The organism is Nocardioides iriomotensis (assembly GCF_004168035.1).
Lineage (GTDB): Bacteria > Actinomycetota > Actinomycetes > Propionibacteriales > Nocardioidaceae > Nocardioides_B > Nocardioides_B iriomotensis.
In genome coordinates, this window is the sequence record NZ_SDPU01000021.1 from 230394 (window position 1) to 250588 (window position 20195).

The following is a 20195-nucleotide window of genomic DNA, read 5'->3' on the forward strand; positions in this document are numbered from 1 at the left end:
CCGGATCAGGCGGTGACGGTGACGGGGGTGCCGTTGAGGACCGCGTTGCCGGAGACGTCGAGCCGCTCGGGATCGGTCAGGTCGTTGATCGACACGCCGGGCACGCCGGTGGCGTTGCGCATCCGCACACCTTCGCGCGCGTGGCCGTAGCCGTGCGGGAGGCTCACCACGCCGCGCATCATCGTGTCGCTGGCGGCGACCTCGACCCGCACGCTGCCGACCCGGCTGGTGACCGTCACCTCGGCGCCGTCGTCGATGCCGCGGGTGGCGAGGTCGTCGGGGTGCATCAGGAGCTGGTGCCGGGGCCGACCCTTGGTGAGCCGCTCGCTGTTGTGCATCCACGAGTTGCAGTCGCGCTGGTGGCGGCGCCCGATGAGCACCAGGCCGTCCTCCTCCGGCGGGGGTACGGCGTCCAGTCGGGCGAGGTCGTCGAGCACGAGCGGCTGCGCCAGGTCGATCCGGTGACCGGGTGTCTGCAGGCGTCCCGGGAGCTGCGGCCGGAGCGGCCCCAGGTCGAGGCCGGCTCCGGAGGCGCGCAGCCTCCGAACCGACAGCCGGCGCTCGTCGGTGCGCAGCAGCAGGTCGACGACGCGGGTGGGGGACAGCCGCAGCCGGGCCTCCTGCACGAGCCGCGCGCGGAGCGGCCGCTTCCGCCCGACCAGGCGCGCGGTGCGCAGCGCGATCTCGCGGTAGATCTCCCAGTCGTGCATCGCGCCGTCGGGCTTCGGCAGCACCGCCGGCGTGAACCGCGCCGTGTCGCGCACCGCCAGCGCGTGGAACACCAGGTCGTAGTGGTCGCGCTCCAGCGCGCCCGTCGGCGGCAGGATCACGTCGGCGTGCCGGGTGGTCTCGTTGACGTAGAAGTCCACGGCCGCCACGAAGTCGAGCCCGGCGATCGCCCGGTCGAGCCGCGCGCCGTCCGGCGTCGAGGAGACCGGGTTGCCCGAGAGCAGCAGCAGGGCCTTCACCTGCCCGTCGCCGGGCGTGAGCATCTCGTCGGCCATCGTCGCGACCGGCAGCTCGCCGGCGAACTCCGGCAGCCCGCGCACCCGGCTGCGCCACACGTCGTGGTGGCCGCGCCCGACGAAGCCGCGGCGCACCACGTCGACCGCGGGACGGGTGAACATCACGCCGCCGGGCCGGTCGAGGTTGCCGGTGATCGCGTTCAGCACCTGAACCGCCCACTGCGCGACGAGCCCGAACTCCTGCACGGACACGCCGATCCGCCCGTAGACCGCCGCCGACTCCGCCGTCGCGACGTCCCGCGCGATCCGCCGTACGACGTCGGCGGGCACACCGCTCGCGGCCTCGGCGCGCTCGGGCGTGAACGCCGCGACCGCGTCGCGCACGGCGCTCACCCCGTCGACGTACGAGGGAATCCTCTCGAGGCCCTCGTCGAGGATCACGTGCACCAGCGCGAGGAGCACGAACGCGTCGGAGCCGGGCCGCACGAAGTGGTGCTCGTCGGCGGCCTTGGCCGTCTCGGTGCGGCGCGGGTCGAGCACGACCATCCGGCCGCCGCGCGCCTTGAGCTCACGCAGCCGGCCGGGGAAGTCGGGCACGGTCATCAGGCTGCCGTTAGACGCCATCGGGTTGCCGCCGAGGACCAGGAAGTACTGCGTGCGGTCGATGTCGGGGATGGGCAGCAGCAGCTGGTGCCCGTAGAGGAGGTAGGCGAGGAGCTGGTGCGGCAGCTGGTCCACCGACGTGGCGCTGAACTTGTTGCGGGTCCGCAGCGACTTCACCATCGCGGTCCCGTGCGTCATCGAGCCGATGCTGTGCACGTTGGGGTTGCCGAGGTAGATCGCCAGCGCGTCGCGGCCGTGCTCGCGCTGCGCCCGGGCCAGGTTGTCGGCGACCAGGTCGAGCGCCTCGTCCCAGGAGACCTCCTGCCACGTGTCACCCACCCGCCGCACCGGGCGCCGGAGCCGGTCGGGGTCGGCGTGCACGTCCTGCAGCGCGATCGCCTTCGGGCACACGTGCCCCCGCGACAGCGGGTCGTCCGGGTTGCCGCGGACGTCGGTCACCCGGCCGTCGTCGAGCGTCACGACCAGCCCGCAGATCGCCTCGCACAGGTTGCACACGCCGAGAACACGTTCCACCCGAGGCAGTCTGCCACCGGGACGCCCCGCCCGGGACGCGGGCGCCGTCGGCAGCTGTAACGCGGGGTTGTGGACGCTTCACAAGGCGCATGACGCTGGGGAAGCGTCCACACGCCTGGGGAAGTGCCGCGGTACGGCGGCCGGCGGCCCGGGCAACGAGGGGCAGGACGCGCCGACTCGGCCGGTCTGCGGGGGCAAGACGCGCCGACTCGGCCGGTCCGCGGGGGCAAGACGCGCCGACTCGACGTCTCCCGGCGGGAGGTTCGAGCCGGGTCGGCGGTCCAGCGCGGGATGTTCGAGCCGGGTCGGCCGCTCGCTCGATTTAGGGTTCGCGCGGCCCCTGAGATAGCCTTGTGCGGTTGCCCCGGAGGGTTCCGGGGCGATCCATGCCGTCAGAACGGCCGCGGACAGAGAGTGCCCGGGTGAACAGGCCCCGGCGCGCCGCGCAACGAGAGAACCGAAGGGAGCTGCGCGTGGCTACTGGTACCGACGCGGAGACCAAGAAGAAGATCATCGCCGAGTACGCAACCAAGGACGGCGACACCGGCTCGCCCGAGGTCCAGGTCGCGCTGCTCAGCCACCGGATCGCTCACCTCACCGAGCACCTCAAGGAGCACAAGCACGACCACCACAGCCGTCGTGGCCTGCTCCTGCTCGTGGGCCAGCGCCGTCGCCTTCTCAACTACATGCAGAAGGAAGACATCAACCGCTACCGCTCGATCGTCGAGCGTCTCGGCCTGCGCCGTTGAGCTGCACCTGCTGACGGGAGCGGCATCCCGTCCAGGGGTGCCGCTCCTGCCACATCCGGCCGCTGGTGGCTAGGGTCTCCCTGGCGCCGTACGACGGCCGCACACAACTGAACACACACCACCATCAGGAGCGACCACGGGCGCCTGGCCCCGGTCCTCGGTAGTGGCCCTCAGAACACCTCTGGTCTCGACAGGCTCGACCACCCGAGACGCGCTCTGCGGGCCTCGATCGAAGACCGGCACCCAGCTTGAGGCGCCCCTCGCGTGATCGCTCCGCGAGAGAAGAAGGGACACCCATGACTGAGGGACCCGAGATCTACGCCGTCGAGACGGTTCTCGACAACGGTAAGCACGGTCAGCGCACCGTGAAGTTCGAGACCGGGCTGCTGGCCCGGCAGGCCGCCGGTTCGGTGACGGCCTACCTCGACGACGAGACGATGCTGCTGTCGGCCACCACTGCCGGCAAGCACCCGAAGGACCACTTCGACTTCTTCCCCCTGACGATCGACGTCGAGGAGCGGATGTACGCCGCGGGCCAGATCCCTGGCTCGTTCTTCCGCAGCGAGGGCCGCCCGGGCGAGGACGCCATTCTCACCTGCCGCCTGATCGACCGCCCGCTGCGCCCGACGTTCAAGAAGGGCCTGCGCAACGAGGTCCAGGTCGTCATCACGGTGATGGCGCTCGACCCCGACCACCCGTACGACGTGCTGGCGATCAACGCCGCGTCGCTGTCCACCCAGCTCTCCGGCCTGCCGTTCTCCGGCCCGGTCGGCGGCACCCGCGTGGCGCTCATCGACGGTGACTGGGTCGCGTTCCCGAACCACAGCCAGCTCGAGGAGGCCGTGTTCGACATGGTCGTCGCGGGCCGCGTCACCGAGACCGGCGACGTCGCGATCATGATGGTCGAGGCCGAGGCCACCGAGCAGACCTGGGACCTGGTCCGCGCCGGCAAGAAGGCGCCGACCGAGGAGGTCGTCGCGACCGGTCTCGAGGCCGCCAAGCCGTTCATCAAGCAGCTCTGCGAGGCGCAGGCCGAGCTGGCCAAGCAGGCCGCGAAGCCGGTGCAGGACTTCCCGATCTTCCTCGACTACGAGGACGACGCCTACGCCGCCGTCGAGGCCGCTGCCGCCGCCGACCTGGCCCCCGCGCTCACCATCGCGGGCAAGCAGGAGCGCGAGGCCAGGATGGACGAGGTCAAGGACGCCGTCCTCGAGCGCCTCGGTGCCGACTTCGAGGGTCGCGAGAAGGAGCTCGGCGCGGCGTTCCGCTCGCTGACCAAGAAGCTCGTCCGCGAGCGGGTGCTGCGCGACAAGGTCCGCATCGACGGCCGTGGCCTCACCGACATCCGCGACCTGTACGCCGAGGTCGGCGTGATCCCGCGGGTGCACGGCTCGGCGCTGTTCGAGCGCGGCGAGACCCAGATCCTGGGTGTCACCACGCTGAACATGCTGACCCTGGAGCAGAAGCTCGACACGCTCTCCCCGGAGAAGACGCGTCGCTACATGCACAAGTACGTCTTCCCGCCGTTCTCCACGGGTGAGACCGGCCGCGTGGGCTCGCCCAAGCGTCGCGAGGTCGGCCACGGGGCGCTCGCGCGCCGCGCGCTGCTCCCCGTGCTGCCCACCCGCGAGGAGTTCCCCTACGCGATCCGCCAGCTCTCCGAGGCCATGGGCTCCAACGGCTCCACCTCGATGGGCTCGGTCTGCGCCTCGACGCTGTCGCTGCTGCAGGCCGGCGTGCCGCTGCGCGCGGCCGTCGCGGGCATCGCGATGGGCCTCATCTCCGACGAGGTCGACGGCAAGACCGAGTACGTCGCGCTGACCGACATCCTCGGCGCCGAGGACGCGTTCGGTGACATGGACTTCAAGGTCGCCGGCACCAAGGACTTCGTGACCGCCCTCCAGCTCGACACCAAGCTCGACGGGATCCCCGCCGACGTGCTGGCCGCCGCGCTGACCCAGGCGCGCGACGCCCGCCACTCGATCCTCGAGGTCATGAACGAGGCCATCGACGTTCCGGGCGAGATGTCCGTGCACGCCCCGCGGATCATCACCATGAAGGTCCCGGTCGACAAGATCGGCGAGGTCATCGGCCCCAAGGGCAAGGTGATCAACCAGATCCAGGACGACACCGGCGCGCAGATCACCATCGAGGACGACGGCACGATCTACGTCGGCGCGACCAACGGCGAGTCGGCCGAGGCCGCCCGCTCGATCATCAACGGCATCGCGAACCCGACGATGCCGGAGGTCGGCGAGCGCTACCTCGGCACGGTCGTCAAGACGACGAACTTCGGTGCCTTCGTCTCGCTGCTCCCGGGCAAGGACGGCCTGCTGCACATCAGCAAGCTGCGCTCCCTGGCCGGCGGCAAGCGCGTCGAGGCCGTCGAGGACGTCGTCTCCGTGGGCCAGAAGGTCCAGGTCCAGATCGCCGAGATCGACGACCGCGGCAAGCTCTCGCTGATCCCGGTCGTCGAGGACGACGACACGGCCGGCGACGAGTCGACCGAGTCCGCCGACACCGCCGAGTCCGCCGAGTAGGTCTTGGCCGTCTCGGCAGCCCAGCAGAAGCCCGGCACGACCCGCACCCTCCTGTCCGAGCAGGACGGGGGACTGGTACGCCGTACCGTCCTCCCGGGAGGGCTGCGGGTCGTGACCGAGGCGATGCCCGGCGTCCGGTCCGCCGCCATCGGCGTGTGGGTCGGCGTCGGGTCCCGCGACGAGTCCCCGACCCTGTCCGGAGCGTCGCACTTCCTCGAGCACCTGCTGTTCAAGGGCACGCCCTCGCGGTCCGCGCTCGACATCTCCGTCGCCCTCGACGAGGTCGGCGGCGAGTTCAACGCGTTTACCGCGAAGGAGTACACCTGCTTCCACGCGCGCGTCCTCGACCAGGACCTGCCGCTCGCGGTCGACGTGCTCGGCGACATGGTCACCTCGTCGACGCTCGCGAGTGACGACGTCGAGGCCGAGCGCGAGGTGATCCTCGACGAGATCGCCATGCACGACGACGACCCCGACGACGTCGTGAACAACCTCTACGCCGAGAAGGCGTGGGGCTCCTCTCCGCTCGGCCGCCCGATCGCGGGCACGGTCGAGTCGATCAAGGCGTTGTCGCGGGCGCAGATCGCGCGCTACTACCGCTCCCGCTACGTGCCGGAGAACACCGTCGTCGCGGTCGCCGGCAACGTCGACCACGCCACCGTCGTACGCCTGGTCCGCAAGGCGTTCTCGCGCGCCAACTTCCTGGCCGACACCAGTGTGAAGCCCGTCCCGGTACGCCGCGGCGAGCGCGCCCGGCGCAGCACGACCGGCGAGGTCGTGGTCAGCCGGCCGTTCGAGCAGGTCAACCTCGTGCTCGGCGTCAACGGCCTGGTCCGCACCGACGACCGCCGCTACGCGCTCGGCGTGCTCAACGCCGCACTCGGTGGCGGCACCTCGTCACGGCTCTTCCAGGAGGTCCGCGAGCACCGCGGGCTGGCCTACTCCGTGTACTCCTACGCCGCCCACTACGCCGACGCCGGCGCGTTCGCCGTCGCGGTCGGCTGCCTGCCGTCGAAGGTGACCGAGGTGCTCGCGGTCGTCCGCGGCGAGCTCGGCAGCCTCGCCGCCGACGGCATCAGCGCCGAGGAGCTCGAGCGCGGCAAGGGCCAGCTGCGCGGCGGCCTCGTGCTCGGGCTGGAGGACTCCGCGTCGCGGATGGCCCGGATCGCCAAGGCCGAGCTGCTCTACGACGAGCTGCCCAGCCTCGACGAGGTGATCCGCCGGGTCGACGACGTCACGCTCGACGACGTGGCGACGCTGGCGCGCAACCTGTTCGGCCAGGACCAGACGCTGGCCGTGGTCGGGCCGTTCGACGCGCTGCCGGCCTGAAGCCGGGGCGCGATCGGCGCCGGCGGCCCCGGCGCGACCCGTGTGGCGGATGACGCCTTCGTGCCATGTACAGAGACGCTCGGAGCCCTGCAGTCTCGGAACTGACCGGCGACCGCCGTGCGGTCACGTCACGAAGGGCGGGGGCAGCATGAGGAGACCAGCAGCGGTCCTCGGGACCGGCATCGTCGCGATCAGCAGCTTCGTGGTCGGATCACCGAGCGCGATGGGTGATCTCGGGGCGAGCGAGTTCCGGCTGAAGGCGATCACGGTCCACGAGCAGTACAACGACATCGGCAAGAAGAACGAGAGCCTCGGAGACACCTTCACGTTCACCGAGAAGCTCTTCCACGGCGGTGAGCGGGTCGGACGCGACGCGGTCACGTGCACGATCATCACTGCGCGGCCGTCGGCGTTCCGCCTGCTGTGCTGGGGGACCCTGACGCTGTTCGGCCGGGGCGACCTGACCGTGCACGGCAAGGTGCTGTTCCGGGAGGGCGCCACCGCCCTGCCGGAGCTCGCGGTCACCGGGGGCACCGGGGACTACGCCGGCGCGTCGGGGACGATGACACTCGACGAGGGCACCGGGCGGGCGTCGCGGTACCTCATCACGCTGCTGCCGTGACGACCGCGGCTCGGTGAGGTCGGGCGTCGCGGGCTCGTCAGCCGACGAGCCCGACGAGCGCGCCGGCCGAGGCGGCCGCCCACAGCACGCTGCTGAACGTGCCGATGATGAAGCGCTCGGCCACCCCGCCGCCCGCCCCGCCGGGCTGGTCGCCGCCCTTGAGCTCGGAGTAGCGGCCCAGGCCCTTGAGTCCCAGCACGACCGCGATGCCCTCGGGCCAACCGCCCAGCAGCGACGCGACGATGCCGGCGCGCTCGAACACGCCGATCCAGGCGCCGCCCCGCAGCACCGCGGCCGCCTGCTCGAACTGGCCAGGGCCCGACGAGCCCGGCTCCTCGCGGTCGGCCAGCCGCAGCACCAGCGCCGTGACCGGCCCGCCGCCCAGCACGCCCACCGGCGCCAGCACCACGGGCAGCAGCCAGGCCAGGTCGTCCCCCTCGGACGCGACCGGGCCGGGGACCGCCGCCACGAGGCAGAGCACCGCCGTGCCCACGAGCAGCGCGACGACGCCGGCGTCGCGCCCGGGCCCGGCCGGCAGCAGCCAGGCCGCGGCGCAGCCCGACGCCGCGAGCGCGGCGGCCAGGCCGGACAGCACGAGGAGGGTCGTCATGAGAGCAGCCTGCCCCACAGCACCGACGCGAGCACCCGGGCGCGTCGCTCGTCGACGAGCCCGGCGGCCCGCGCGCGCTGGGAGACGGCCGACTGGCTGATCCCGAGTCGTTCGCCGGCCTCGCCGTACGACAGCCCGGACGCCAGCAGGTCGTGCACCTCCCAGCCGCGTTCGGTACGACGCTCGACGACGGCGGCCCACAGACCCAGGACGGTCTCGAGCTCGACCGCCTCGGGCCGCTCGGGGCGGGCGACGACGGCCAGCCGGTGCAGGTCGCTCTTCGCCCGCGTGACCGCCTCCCGGGCCGCGACGAAGGCGTCGCCCGACCCGGCCCGGGTCTCGGCGGGCAGGGGGGTGCGCACCGCCCCGACCCCGATGCCGAGGTTCCAGCGTCCGGACCGCAGCGCCCGGGCGACCACCTCGACGGCCGTGTCCCGGTCGTCCGTCACCGCCTGGGCCTCGTCGCCGGCCGTGCGCTGGAACGGGCGCAGCAGCCGGTCCCCGAGGTCGGCCAGGTCGGCGAGCAGGCCGGGGACCGCGTCGTCGCCGGCACGGCTGCGCCGCTGGTCGAGGGTGAGCACGGTGACGCGAGGTGTCGCGGCCATGGTCCCCACCTCCCTCTCCGCCATCAGGCGCAGGGCTGATCTCCGTTGCCATTAGACCACAGCCTTCATTCAATGGCTATAAGGTCTGAGTCGAATGTCCAGGGCGAAGGCCGCCGGACCGACCGGAGGGCCCGCGCCCTACCCTGGACGCGTGGCAGCGAGCATGCGGGTCGGCGTCCTGGGCGCCCGGGGCAAGGTCGGCGCGGAGGTGTGCCGGGCGGTCGAGGCGGCCGAGGACCTCGAGCTCGTCGCCCAGGTCGACACCGGCGACGACAGTGACGACCTGGGCGCGCTCACCGAGCGCGGCGTCCAGGCGGTCGTCGACTTCACCCACCCCGACGTCGTCATGGACAACCTGCGCCACTGCGTCGAGCACGGCATCCACGCCGTCGTCGGCACCACCGGCTTCGACGACGCCCGGCTCGACACCCTGCGCGGCTGGCTCGACGCGAGCCCCGCGACGGGCGTGCTGGTCGCCCCCAACTTCTCCGTCGGCGCGATCCTGATGATGCGGTTCGCCGCGGAGGCGGCGCCGTACTTCGAGTCCGTCGAGGTCGTCGAGCTGCACCACCCGGACAAGGCCGACGCCCCCTCGGGTACGGCGACCCGCACGGCCCGGCTGATCGCGGCCGCGCGTGCCGAGGCCGGGTCGGGTCCGGTGCCGGACGCGACGTCCACCTCGCTCGACGGCGCCCGGGGTGCGGACGTCGACGGGATCCGGGTGCACGGGCTGCGCGTGCGCGGCCTGGTCGCCCACCAGGAGGTCATCCTGGGCGGGCCGGGGGAGACCCTCACCATCCGGCACGACTCGCTCGACCGGGTGTCGTTCACCCCCGGCGTGCTGCTCGGCCTCCGCCAGGTCGCCGCGCACCCCGGCCTCACCGTCGGGCTCGAGAGCTACCTGGGTCTGTCCTGATGCGCCCGATGCTGAAGGCGACGATCGCGCTGATGGTCGTGCTCGTGGTGTTCTACGCCGTCCTCACGATGCTCAAGGGCGCCGCGATGGTCCAGTCCGGCGGCGCGGTCGGCGTGCTCCTCGGACTGGCCGTCCTGGTCGCGCCGCTGCTCGGGCTCGCGCTCGTCGCCCGGGAGCTGTGGTTCGGCCGGCAGTGCGCGCGCCTGGCCGAGGAGCTCGACGACGAGGGTGGTCTCGACGCCGGTCTGGACGACCTCCCGCGCCGCCCGTCCGGGCGGATCGACCGCAGCGCCGCCGACGAGCACTTCGCCAAGGTGCGCGAGGAGACCGAGGCCGACCCCGACCGCTGGCAGGCCTGGTACCGGCTCTCGCTCGCCTACGACGCCGCCGGCGACCGCAGCCGCGCCCGGGCGGCCGCCCGGCACGCCATCGAGCTGCACCGGCACGCCGCGCTCTGACCACCCCCCGGGACGGCCGGGTTCAGCATGTGGACACCCGTCCCATCTTGCAGGCTTGTGCAACGCATGAACGTGCACTCGGCTGGTGGTTCCGTGCGCCTCGGCCGCCCGTCACCCTGGATGGTGAGCCCGGTCCTCCCAGGCGGGCTCCCAGTTCCCACCCAGGGGAAGAGGGGCCGTCACCCGCGCTGTGACGGCCCCTCGTCTGTGTCCCGGTGCTCCCGATCGGTCCGGATGTCGGCGCCGCACGGCAGGATGCGGTCATGCCCAGCGACGTGCCCGCCAACTTCACCATCGTCACGCTCGGGGTCGCCGACCTCGACCGGTCCGCGCGCTTCTACCGCGACCTCGGCTGGGAGCAGCGCGGCGACCAGGCCGAGGGGATCACCTGGTTCCGGACGTCCGGGTCGTGGGTCGGTCTCTACGGCTACGACGCCCTGGCCGAGGACGCCGCGACCGAGCCGGTCCCGGCCGACGAGCTGCCCACCTACCGCGGCGTCACCCTGGCGCTCAACCTCGCGTCCGAGGCGGCCGTCGACCTGGCATTCGCCCGCGTGCAAGAGGTCGGCGGCACCATCGTCAAGCCGGCCGCACGCACCGACTGGGGCGGCTACTCCGGCTACTTCGCCGACCCCGACGGGCACCTGTGGGAGATCGCGCACAACCCCTACTGGACCGTCGTCGACGGCCGCGTCGACATCGGCGCGACCTGACCCGATCGGGTGATGGGCAGCCCGGACATCGACCACCACCATGGACGTGGTCGCACCCGCGTCCACTGACGTGACGGGGGGAGGCGCGCGATGTGGGGAGCCGCTGACACGTGCGTCGGCGGCGAGCAGCCGTCGCAGGCGTGCTCGCCGCCGCGACCTGCCTGGCGGGGTGCGACGGCGGGGCCTCGCCCACCGAGGACGTGTCCGACTCCGCGCCGAGCCCGGCGGCGTCGGCGGCGGCCGCGGGCGACACGTTCGAGGACCGGGTCGACGCGATCACCGAGGCGGCCAAGGCCAACGCGGACGCCGGCATAGTGCCGGGGCTGACCGTGGCGCTCGCCGACCACGACGAGACGGCCACGCTCGCGTTCGGCGTCTCCGACCTGGGGGCCGGCACGCCGATGCGTCCCGACGACCGGTTCCGGATCGCGAGCATCACCAAGTCGATGACGGCGACGATCGTGCTGCAGCTGGTCGAGGAGGGGAAGCTCGGGCTCGACGACACCGTGGAGACCTGGCTGCCCGGCGTCCTCGACGCGGGCGACCGGATCACCCTGCGCGACCTGCTGGGGCACGTGTCCGGGTTGCCGGAGGCCGACGACAGCAGGTACGTCCGCGGGCACCGCGTCCGGCACGGGGTCACGGACCAGGAGTACGTCCGGCTGGTGGCCCAGGCTCCCCTGGAGGCAGAGCCTGGCGAGCTGTTCGTCTACCGCAACATCAACTTCGTCCTGCTCGGCATGGTCGTCGAGGCGGTCACCGGCCAGGACATCGGCGCGGTGATGCGGGAGCGGCTGTTCGAGCCCCTCGGCCTGCGCGACACCCGGCTCGCCACGGAGGGCCACCCGGGCCCACGCCTGGTGCGCGTGTACGACGGCCTGGAGGACCTGACCTGGCTCGACGTCTACTGGGCGGGCGCGGCCGGGGGCGTGACGAGCACGGCCGACGACCTGGCGACGTTCTACCGCGCGCTGTTCTCCGGCGAGCTCCTCGACGACGAGCGGCTCGCGGAGATGACCGACATCCGCGACGACGACGTGGCCGGCTGGAACGGCTATGGGCTCGGCCTCGCCGCCGTCGAGACCGACTGCGGGACGGCGCTCGGGCACAGCGGCCGGCTCCCCGGCCTGGCCACCGAGGCGTGGTCGATGCCCGAGCGCGGCCGCTCCGTCGTGGTGCTCGTCAACGGGGACGGCCGCCTGGCCGGGGGGACGATCGACGTCGTCCGCGAGGCCGCGCTCTGCGGTTGAGCGCGCCGAGCACGACCGGCCCGGCTACTCCGGCGGCAGCCCCTTGCCGCGCCGCGCGTACAGGTCGAGCACCACCTGGCGGGGGATCACGCCGCAGCGCTCCGCCCAGGCGTCGTACCGCTGCGCCAGCACCTGCACGATCTCCGGCTGCTCGGCGGCCAGGTCGTGCTGCTCGGTGCGGTCGGCCGCGATGTCGAACAGCTCCCAGTCCTGGCCGTGCTTGCGCACCAGCTTCCACCGGCCGGAGCGGACCGCGGAGTTGCCCTCGTGCTCCCAGAAGAGGTCCTTGTCGGGGACCTCCTCGCCGCGCAGCGCCTCGAGCATCGACCGGCCCTCGGCAGGCGGCACGGCGACCTCACCCCGCGTGGCCGGGTACGGCGCCCCGGCCGCGTCGAGCACGGTCGGCAGCACGTCGACGAGCTGGAACGGCCGGTCGAGCACGGGCCGCACGGAGGAGTCGATGCCATCGGGCCAGCGCACCAGCAGGGGAGTGGCGATGCCGCCCTCGTGCACCCAGTGCTTGTACTCCCGGAACGGGGTGTTGGACAGGTGCGCCCACGAGCGTCCGTAGCTCTGGTAGGTCGCCTCGCTGCCCGGCATCAGCCCGGGCACGTTGCCGGGGACGACCGTCTCGCCCTCGCGGGTCTGCTCCTTCAACGGCACGAACGCGGTGACGAAGTCCTTGACGGAGTCCGGCGGCATCTCCTCGGCGCAGCCGCCGTTGTCGGAGAGGAACACCACCAGGGTGTTGTCGAGCCGACCGAGCCGCTCCAGCGTCGCGAGGACCTGGCCGACGCCCTGGTCCATCCGGTCGACCTGGGCGGCGTACACCTCCATCCGGCGCGCCTCCCAGTCCTTGTCGGGGACGCCGTCCCACGCGGGCACGCGCGGGTCGCGGGTGGCCAGCTCGGTGTCGCCCTCGAAGAGGCCCTCCTTGACGAGCCGTTCCAGCCGCTCCTCGCGCAGCCGGTCCCAGCCGGCGTCGAAGCGACCGTCGTAGCGGGCGATGTCCTCCTCGTGCGCGTGCAGCGGCCAGTGCGGCGCGGTGTACCCGAGGTAGAGGAAGAACGGGTCGTCGTGCCGGTCGCGGTCGTGCTCCTCGATGAACTGGACCGCGTGCTCGCTGGTGGCGTCGGTGTAGAACCAGCCCGGCTGCTCGCCCTCCTCCTCGACGTTCGTCTCCTGCCGGGTCAGCGTGCGCGGCTGGTAGAAGCTGCCGGCGCCCTCGAGCGTGCCGAAGAAGCGGTCGAACCCGCGCCGCGTCGGCCAGCTCGCGTTGGGGTTGTCCATGTCGCTGGACAGGTGCCACTTGCCGGACAGGTACGTCGCGTAGCCGGCGCCCTTGAGCGCCTCGGCGATCGTCACGGACTCCTCGGCGAGGTCGCCGGGGTACCCGTCGGGGCTGTCGTCGAAGTTGAGGATCCCGACGCCCACCTGGTGCGGGTGCAGGCCGGTCATCAACGACGCGCGCGACGGGCTGCACCGCGCCGTGTTGTAGAACTGCGTGAGCCGCACGCCCTCCCGCCCGATCCGGTCGATGTGCGGCGTCTCGATCTCACCGCCGAAGCAGCCGATGTCGGAGTAGCCCATGTCGTCCGCGAGGATCACCACGACATCGGGTCGGGCGTCCCGGCGCTCGCTCCGGGGGCTGCTCATGCAGAGACCTCCGTCAGGGAGTCGTCGATGGCGGCCTCGCCCGCGTGGTCCTGGCCGTGCAGCGCGCGGCGGTACGTCTCGGGCAGGAAGGCGAGCGAGACGAGCGTGATCGCCGCCATCGCCATGACGTAGACGGCGGCCGGCCACGACGAGCCGGCCCACGCGACGAGCGAGGTGCAGATCAGCGGGGCGACCGCGCCGGAAGGCAGCACGCCGAGCTGGTAGACGGTCGACATGCCGCTGTAGCGGACCCGGGTCGGGTACAGCTCGGCGAAGAGCACACCCTCGGGGCCGAACATCGTGCAGGCGGCGACGCCCCAGCCGACGACGACGGCGACGGTGATCCAGAGCTGGGAACCGGTGTTGATGCCGGCGAAGATCGGGAACGCCGAGACGAACGCGAGCGCGGCGCCGGCGGCGAACACCGGGCGGCGGCCGATCCGGTCCGACACCGAGGCGGAGAACAGGATCACGCCGAAGCCGACCACAGCGGCGACGAGCAGGGCGTTGAGGGCGAGGGTGTTCGGCAGCCCGAGCACGGTGACGACGTAGGTGACCAGGAAGGCGTTGTAGACGTTGAACGTGACGCTCTCGCTGATCCGGGCGCCCATCGCCAGCAGGGTGACCTTGGGGTGGCGGCGGACCACCTCGAGCAGCGGCATCCGCACGCGGGCGTCGTCCTGCACCAGCTCGCGGAACGCCGGCGGCTCGTCGATCTTGAGCCGGATGAACAGGCCGATCGCGACGAGCACGATGCTGGCCAGGAACGGGATCCGCCAGGCGTACTCGACGAGCGCCTCCTCGCCGAGCAGGCCGAGCGCCTTGACCGAGCCGGTGGAGAGCAGCAGGCCGATCGGCACGCCGAGCTGCGGCCAGGAGGAGTACCAGCCCCGGTGCTTCTGCGGGGCGTGCTCGACGCACAGCAGCACCGCGCCGCCCCACTCGCCGCCGAGGCCGATGCCCTGGAGCATGCGGAGCGCGACCAGCAGCACCGGTGCGGCGACGCCGATCGCGTCGTAGGTCGGCAGCAGCCCCATCGCGAAGGTCGCGAGGCCCATGATCATCATCGTCACGACCAGCATCGGCTTGCGGCCGAGCCGGTCGCCGAGGTGACCGAAGATCACCCCGCCGAGGGGGCGGAGGACGAAGCCGGCGGCGAACGTCGCGAACGCCGCGATGGTGCCGGTCACCGGGTCGACCGAGGGGAAGAACTCCGCGTTGAAGACCAGGGCGGCCATGGTGCCGTAGAGGAAGAAGTCGTACCACTCGACCACCGACCCGATCAGGCTCGCCGAGGCGACCTGCCGGATCGAGGCGTCCGAGACCTCGCCACTGTCGATCACGACTTTCCTGCGCATGTGCACTCCACTCTGCTATCGTCCCGCTAATGGGGACAGTCCTTCGACCATCGGGACACAGCATGAAGGCCGGGACTGTCCATGTCAAACACGACTGAAATACTTTAGTTTCGTGTCGTGCCGGGGACCAGGGATGGTGTGATGAGCGAGAGCGTACGTCGGGTCGTGGGGCTGCTGGACACCCTCGCCCGCGCCGACGAGGACCTCACCGTGCGGGAGCTCGCCGCGCAGGTCGACGTGTCGAAGAGCGCCGCGCAGCGGATGCTCGCCGCCCTGGTGGAGACCGGGCTTGCGGTGCAGGACCGCTCGAGCCGGCGCTACGGCCTCGGCCCGCTGACGCTGGTCCTGGGGACGGCGTACCAGCGCCGGATCGACTTGCGCGCGATCGCCTCCGGCCCGATGACCACGCTGCGCGACCTGACCGGCGAGACCGTCGGGCTGTCGGTGCGCGTGGGCGACGAGCTGCTGCACATCGACCAGGTGGAGAGCCGCTCGGAGCTGCGCCGGACGTTCGAGATCGGCAAGGCGCTGCCGCTGTGGGCCGGCGCGCCGAGCCGGGTGCTGCTGTCGGACCTGCCCGACGAGGAGGTCGAGCGGATCATCCGCGCGCACCGGCCGTCGCAGGTCGTGCCGGTGGCGCCGCCGCCGGCCGAGGACTTCATCGCCTCGGTCCGGTCCTGCCGCGAGAACGGCTGGGCCAGCGCGTTCGAGGAGACCATCCCGGGCGTCAACACGATGGCCGCGCCGGTGCGCCGCCAGGACGCCTCGATCGCGGCGACCATCTCGATCACCGGGCCGACCAGCCGGCTCGAGCAGGAGCGGGTCGAGGAGCTCGTCCCCGACCTGCTGCGGGTTACCGCGGAGGTCAGCCGGCTGCTGGGGCACGGCTGACCTCCGGGCCCGGCCGGGGAGCCGGCCGGGTCACCGGGCGACGCGGAAGCCGATGTTGGCGGCCGTCGAGTCCGGGGTGTTGGACGAGCGCGCGGCCACCCGGTAGCGGTGGCAGTAGCTGGCGTGGCACAGGAACGAACCGCCGCGCATGACCCGCTCGGTGCCGCGCTCGGGCGCGCTGCCGTCGGGGTGGTCGCGGTACGCCATGGGGGAGAACCAGTCCGCGCACCACTCCCACACGTTGCCCGCGGTCTCGAAGAGCCCGAACCCGTTGGCCGGGAACGACCGCACCGGCGCGGTGGTGAGGAAGCCGTCCTCGCGCGTGTTGTCGGTGGGGAAGGTGCCCTGCCAGATGTTGCAGCGCCAGGCGCCGTCGGGTGTGAGCTCGTCGCCCCACGCGAACCGCGCCCGCGCCAGCCCACCCCGCGCGCCGTGCTCCCACTCGGCCTCGGTCGGCAGCCGGGTGCCGCTCCACGCGCAGTAGGCCGCGGCGTCGCGCCAGGACACGTGCACCACGGGGTGGTCGGCCTTGTCGGCGAGGACCGAGCGGCTGCCCTCGGGGTGGCGCCAGTCGGCGCCGCGCACGGCCAGCCACCAGGGGGCGGCGCCCACGCGGCCGAGGACCTCGTCGTCGGCGGCCGCGACGGCGAGGTGGAACACCGCGGAGACGCCGTACCGCTCGGCGTCGGTGACGTGCCCGGTCGCCTCCACGAACGCCGCGAACTCGGCGTTGGTCACGGTCGTCGCGCCGAGGTCGTACGGCGCCAGCGTGACGTCGTGCACCGGCGTCTCGCCGTCGGCGGGGTAGCCCTCGCCGAACGGATCGCCCATCGCGAACGTCCCTCCCTCGAGCGCGACGAGGTCGAGCTGCACCCCGGACGCAGGAGGACCCGGCACCGGCGGAGCGTGCCCCGACGCCTCCCGGTCGGAGGACCGCGGGAGCGACGGGGCGCAGCAGGTGTGCTCCACCGGTGCCGGGTCGTTCATGCCGGGCACGCTAGCAACGGCCGGGTTTCGACGCGCCCGTCACGGCCTCGCGGGCTCGGCCGTGGGGCTTGCTCAACCTCCCCGTCGCACGCCGTGCCCGACTCCGTCGGTCACGGCTCGACGGTGACCTTGATCGCCTCGCCGTTCTTGACGATCGAGAACGCGTCGAGGACGTCGTCCAGCGGGATGTGCCGCGTGATCAGGTCCTTGACCGGGACCTGGCCGGTCGAGATGTACTCCAGCGCGCGCTTGTTGTGCTCGGGGGCCGAGCCGTTGGCGCCGTGGATGTGCAGCTGCCGGTAGTGCACCAGGTTGGAGTCGCACTTGATGAACGGGTCGGTCTTCGGCAGGCCGCCGAAGAACGAGATCCGGCCGTTGCGCGCGGCCATCGAGATGGCCTGCTCCTGGGTGATGTTGGCGGCGGTGGCCGTGATGATCACGTCGGCGCCGCGGCCGTCGGTGAGCTCCATGACCCGCTTGACGACGTCGACCTCGGAGCCGTTGATGGTCTCGTCGGGCTGCACCGCGTCGGCGGACATCTTCAGCCGCTCGGCGTTGACGTCGACGAGGTAGACCGGGCCCGCCTTGTGCACGCCGCGGGCGATCCGGATGTGCATGCAGCCGATCGGGCCGGCGCCGAAGACGACGACGGAGTCGCCCTCCTCGATGCCGAGCAGCTCCTGGGCGTTGATCGCACAGGCGAACGGCTCGGCGGCCGACGCCTCGTCGTACCCCACGTTGTCGGGGATCTTGTTGAGGCCGTCGACCTTGAGCACCTGCTTCGGCACGATCATGTACTCGGCGAAGCCGCCGTCGTACTGGTAGCCGACCGAGGTCTGGTTCTGGCACACCGCCATCCAGCCCTTGTTGCACTCGTAGCACTCGCCGCACGGGACCGCGGCGATGACCTGGGCGCGGTCGCCGACCTGCCAGTCGGAGCCGTAGGTCGTGTTGACGTCGGCGCCGACCTCGACCACCTCGCCCGCGATCTCGTGGCCGGTGATCCGCGGCGGCGTGAGGTTCTGGTGGCCGTTGTAGAAGATCTTGACGTCGGTGCCGCACGTCGAGCAGTTCTTCACCTTGAGCTTGACCTCGTCGGGTCCGCACTCGGGCTCCGGGACGTCCTCGAGCCGCACGTCCTCGGGAGCGTAGAAGCGCAGAGCCTTCATCGGGGGTCCTTTCGGGTCGTCGAGGCGTGGATCTTGACCCGACCCTAGCCGTGTCCCACAGCGATTACCACACAAACGGACACAGATTTTCTGCCCGAATGCTTGGCAATGTGCCCGTTCATGCGTAAGACTGCCGTCATTCTGGTGATGAGGGTCACGCCAGAGCGTCTCTGGAAGGGTTCAGATGGCCACAGCAACCACCACCGAGTCGGCACCGCGCACGAGCGCGCGCGTGCACGTCCAGAAGTTCGGGACGTTCCTGTCGAACATGATCATGCCCAACATCGGCGCGATCATCGCCTGGGGCTTGCTCACCGCGTTCGTCATCCCTGACGGGTGGACGCCCAACGAGAAGGTCGCCACCGTCGTGGGTCCGTCGATCTTCTACCTGCTGCCGATCCTGATCGCCTACACCGGCGGCAAGCTCGTGTACGGCGTCCGCGGAGGCGTGGTCGGCGCGGTCGGGGTCATGGGCGTGATCATGGCCACCAGCGACCCGCTGTTCATCGGGCCCGACGGCAACGCAGCGCCGATGTTCCTCGGCGCGATGATCATGGGCCCGGCGACGGCCTGGACGATGAAGAAGATCGACTCGATCTGGGACGGCAAGATCAAGCCCGGCTTCGAGATGCTCGTCGACAACTTCTCCGCCGGCATCTGGGCGGCCGTCATGGCGGTCATCGGGATGTTCGCGCTCGCGCCGATCCTCCTGAAGGTGATCGAGTGGCTCGGGTCCGCGGTGCAGTTCCTGGTCGACAACAGCCTGCTGCCGCTCTCCTCGATCTTCATCGAGCCGGCCAAGGTGCTGTTCCTCAACAACGCGATCAACCACGGCGTGCTGACCCCGCTCGGCATCCAGCAGTCGGCGGAGCAGGGCTACTCCATCCTGTTCCTGCTCGAGGCGAACCCCGGCCCCGGCTTCGGCCTGCTGCTGGCCTACTGCTTCTTCGGCAAGGGCATCGCCCGTGCCTCGGCGCCCGGCGCCATCATCATCCAGTTCTTCGGCGGCATCCACGAGATCTACTTCCCGTACGTGCTGGCGAAGCCCCGCCTGATCGCCGCCACGATCCTCGGCGGCATGACCGGCATCGCGATCAACATGATCTTCGACACCGGCCTCCGGGCGCCGGCCGCGCCGGGCTCGTTCCTCGCCGTGCTGGCGCAGATCCCGCCCGGCAACTACTTCGGCGTCATCCTGTCGGTCTTCGGTGCCGCGACCGTCTCGTTCCTGGTGGCGTCGTTCCTGCTCAAGATGGACCGGTCCGACGACGAGGGTGACCTCGCCGCCGCCACGGCCGAGATGGAGGAGATGAAGGGCAAGACGTCGGTGGCGTCGTCGATGCTGGTGGGCAGCGGTGCGCCGCACAGCGGTCCCATCAACAAGATCGTCTTCGCCTGCGACGCGGGCATGGGCTCCTCGGCGATGGGCGCGTCGGTCCTGCGCCGCAAGGTCCAGGACGCGGGCTTCGGCGACGTGACGGTGGTCAACCGCGCGATCCAGAACCTCGACGACGAGTGGGACCTCGTGGTGGTGCACCGCGACCTCGCCGACCGTGCGCGGATCCGGACACCCTCGGCTGCGCACGTCACCGTCGACAACTTCATGAACAGCCCCCGGTACGACGAGGTCGTCGAGGTGCTGCGCACCAGCAACGGCCCGGGCGGAGCCGGCGGCGTGGCCGCGCCGGAGGCGGCGGCCACGGGCTCGGCCGACCTGCTCCCGGACGACTCGGTGGTCCTGCTCGGTCGTGCCACGACCCGCGACGACGCGATCACCGAGGCCGGGCAGCTGCTGGTCGCGACCGGAGCGGTGGACGCGTCGTACGTCGACTCGATGCACGAGCGCGAGCAGTCCGTCTCGACCCACATGGGCAACGGGCTCGCCATCCCGCACGGCACCAACGAGGCGAAGCCGCTGATCCGGCGGACGGCGCTGTCGTTCGTGCGGTACCCCGACGGGATCGACTGGAACGGCAACCAGGTCAAGTTCGTGGTCGGCATCGCCGGCGCGGGCGACGACCACCTCACCGTGCTCAGCCAGCTCGGCCAGGTCTTCACCGACCAGGATCGGGTGGCCCAGCTGGAGTCCGCTCAGTCCGTGGCCGACGTGAAGCGGATCCTCGGCCAGGTCGCCTCGCCGACGGCGACCGCGTAGCCGACCCCCGCACGGCCGGACCGGCCCCGCACCTCCGGGTGCGGGGCCGGTCTCGTCCTCACGTGGTCGTTCGGAGGACGCCCGC

17 protein-coding genes are annotated in these 20195 nt (G+C 71.8%); 10 read left to right on the forward strand and 7 right to left on the reverse strand.

Annotated features, from left to right (window positions below; translation table 11 throughout):
- Nucleotides 1–5 precede the first annotated feature (5 nt).
- Nucleotides 6–2102 carry a molybdopterin-dependent oxidoreductase gene (locus ETU37_RS10455; protein ID WP_129987246.1) on the reverse strand — a complete coding sequence of 699 codons (2097 nt, stop codon included), beginning with the start codon at nucleotides 2100–2102 and terminating at the stop codon, nucleotides 6–8.
- A gap of 473 nt (nucleotides 2103–2575) precedes the next feature.
- Between ETU37_RS10455 and rpsO the strand changes: the two genes are divergently transcribed.
- From rpsO to ETU37_RS10475, 4 genes are all read left to right on the forward strand, one after another.
- A complete protein-coding gene (rpsO, locus tag ETU37_RS10460) occupies nucleotides 2576–2851 on the forward strand; it encodes a 30S ribosomal protein S15 (protein WP_240755663.1) in 276 nt (91 codons plus the stop codon).
- Between the two features lie 296 nt (nucleotides 2852–3147).
- The gene (locus ETU37_RS10465) at nucleotides 3148–5391 is read left to right on the forward strand and encodes a polyribonucleotide nucleotidyltransferase (RefSeq protein ID WP_129987248.1); all 2244 of its coding nucleotides are present in this window, start codon (nucleotides 3148–3150) and stop codon (nucleotides 5389–5391) included.
- A gap of 3 nt (nucleotides 5392–5394) precedes the next feature.
- Nucleotides 5395–6720 (forward strand): M16 family metallopeptidase, encoded by a 1326-nt coding sequence (locus ETU37_RS10470; protein ID WP_129987249.1) that lies wholly within the window; start codon nucleotides 5395–5397, stop codon nucleotides 6718–6720.
- Between the two features lie 148 nt (nucleotides 6721–6868).
- A complete protein-coding gene (locus ETU37_RS10475) occupies nucleotides 6869–7342 on the forward strand; it encodes an allene oxide cyclase barrel-like domain-containing protein (protein ID WP_129987250.1) in 474 nt (157 codons plus the stop codon).
- Between the two features lie 37 nt (nucleotides 7343–7379).
- On the opposite strand, the gene ETU37_RS10480 is transcribed toward ETU37_RS10475, so the two are convergent.
- Both ETU37_RS10480 and ETU37_RS10485 read right to left on the reverse strand, forming a co-directional pair.
- Nucleotides 7380–7952 (reverse strand): hypothetical protein, encoded by a 573-nt coding sequence (locus tag ETU37_RS10480; protein WP_240755664.1) that lies wholly within the window; start codon nucleotides 7950–7952, stop codon nucleotides 7380–7382.
- Nucleotides 7949–8557, reverse strand: coding sequence for a transposase (locus ETU37_RS10485; RefSeq protein WP_129987251.1), 609 nt, complete (start codon nucleotides 8555–8557; stop codon nucleotides 7949–7951). The genes ETU37_RS10480 and ETU37_RS10485 overlap by 4 nt, the downstream gene beginning before the upstream one ends.
- A gap of 163 nt (nucleotides 8558–8720) precedes the next feature.
- Here ETU37_RS10485 and dapB point away from each other — a divergent pair, with 163 nt between their 5' ends.
- From dapB to ETU37_RS10505, 4 genes are all read left to right on the forward strand, one after another.
- Nucleotides 8721–9473: a 4-hydroxy-tetrahydrodipicolinate reductase gene (gene dapB, locus ETU37_RS10490; RefSeq protein WP_129987348.1), complete on the forward strand. Its 753-nt coding sequence runs from the start codon at nucleotides 8721–8723 to the stop codon at nucleotides 9471–9473.
- On the forward strand, nucleotides 9473–9931 hold the full coding sequence (locus tag ETU37_RS10495) for a hypothetical protein (RefSeq protein WP_240755665.1): 459 nt from the start codon (nucleotides 9473–9475) through the stop codon (nucleotides 9929–9931). Before dapB ends, ETU37_RS10495 begins: the two co-directional genes overlap by 1 nt.
- Nucleotides 9932–10194: 263 nt before the next feature.
- Nucleotides 10195–10644, forward strand: coding sequence for a VOC family protein (locus tag ETU37_RS10500; protein WP_206053853.1), 450 nt, complete (start codon nucleotides 10195–10197; stop codon nucleotides 10642–10644).
- A 140-nt stretch (nucleotides 10645–10784) separates the two neighbouring features.
- Nucleotides 10785–11894 carry a serine hydrolase domain-containing protein gene (locus ETU37_RS10505; RefSeq protein ID WP_165372482.1) on the forward strand — a complete coding sequence of 370 codons (1110 nt, stop codon included), beginning with the start codon at nucleotides 10785–10787 and terminating at the stop codon, nucleotides 11892–11894.
- Between the two features lie 24 nt (nucleotides 11895–11918).
- Here ETU37_RS10505 and ETU37_RS10510 read toward each other — a convergent pair whose 3' ends face one another.
- On the reverse strand, nucleotides 11919–13550 hold the full coding sequence (locus tag ETU37_RS10510; protein WP_129987253.1) for an arylsulfatase: 1632 nt from the start codon (nucleotides 13548–13550) through the stop codon (nucleotides 11919–11921).
- On the reverse strand, nucleotides 13547–14908 hold the full coding sequence (locus ETU37_RS10515) for an MFS transporter (protein WP_129987254.1): 1362 nt from the start codon (nucleotides 14906–14908) through the stop codon (nucleotides 13547–13549). The genes ETU37_RS10510 and ETU37_RS10515 overlap by 4 nt, the downstream gene beginning before the upstream one ends.
- Before the next feature lie 141 nt (nucleotides 14909–15049).
- On the opposite strand from ETU37_RS10515, the gene ETU37_RS10520 reads away from it, so the two are divergent.
- Complete coding sequence (locus tag ETU37_RS10520; protein ID WP_129987255.1) at nucleotides 15050–15799, forward strand: IclR family transcriptional regulator; 750 nt, start codon at nucleotides 15050–15052, stop codon at nucleotides 15797–15799.
- Nucleotides 15800–15829: 30 nt separating this feature from the next.
- On the opposite strand, the gene ETU37_RS10525 is transcribed toward ETU37_RS10520, so the two are convergent.
- Both ETU37_RS10525 and ETU37_RS10530 read right to left on the reverse strand, forming a co-directional pair.
- Nucleotides 15830–16786: a formylglycine-generating enzyme family protein gene (locus tag ETU37_RS10525; RefSeq protein ID WP_129987256.1), complete on the reverse strand. Its 957-nt coding sequence runs from the start codon at nucleotides 16784–16786 to the stop codon at nucleotides 15830–15832.
- Between the two features lie 110 nt (nucleotides 16787–16896).
- On the reverse strand, nucleotides 16897–17955 hold the full coding sequence (locus ETU37_RS10530; RefSeq protein WP_129987257.1) for a zinc-dependent dehydrogenase: 1059 nt from the start codon (nucleotides 17953–17955) through the stop codon (nucleotides 16897–16899).
- Nucleotides 17956–18139: 184 nt separating this feature from the next.
- On the opposite strand from ETU37_RS10530, the gene ETU37_RS10535 reads away from it, so the two are divergent.
- Entirely contained in the window at nucleotides 18140–20110 is a 1971-nt protein-coding gene (locus ETU37_RS10535; protein ID WP_129987258.1) for a PTS mannitol transporter subunit IICBA, read from the forward strand.
- Nucleotides 20111–20195 lie beyond the last annotated feature (85 nt).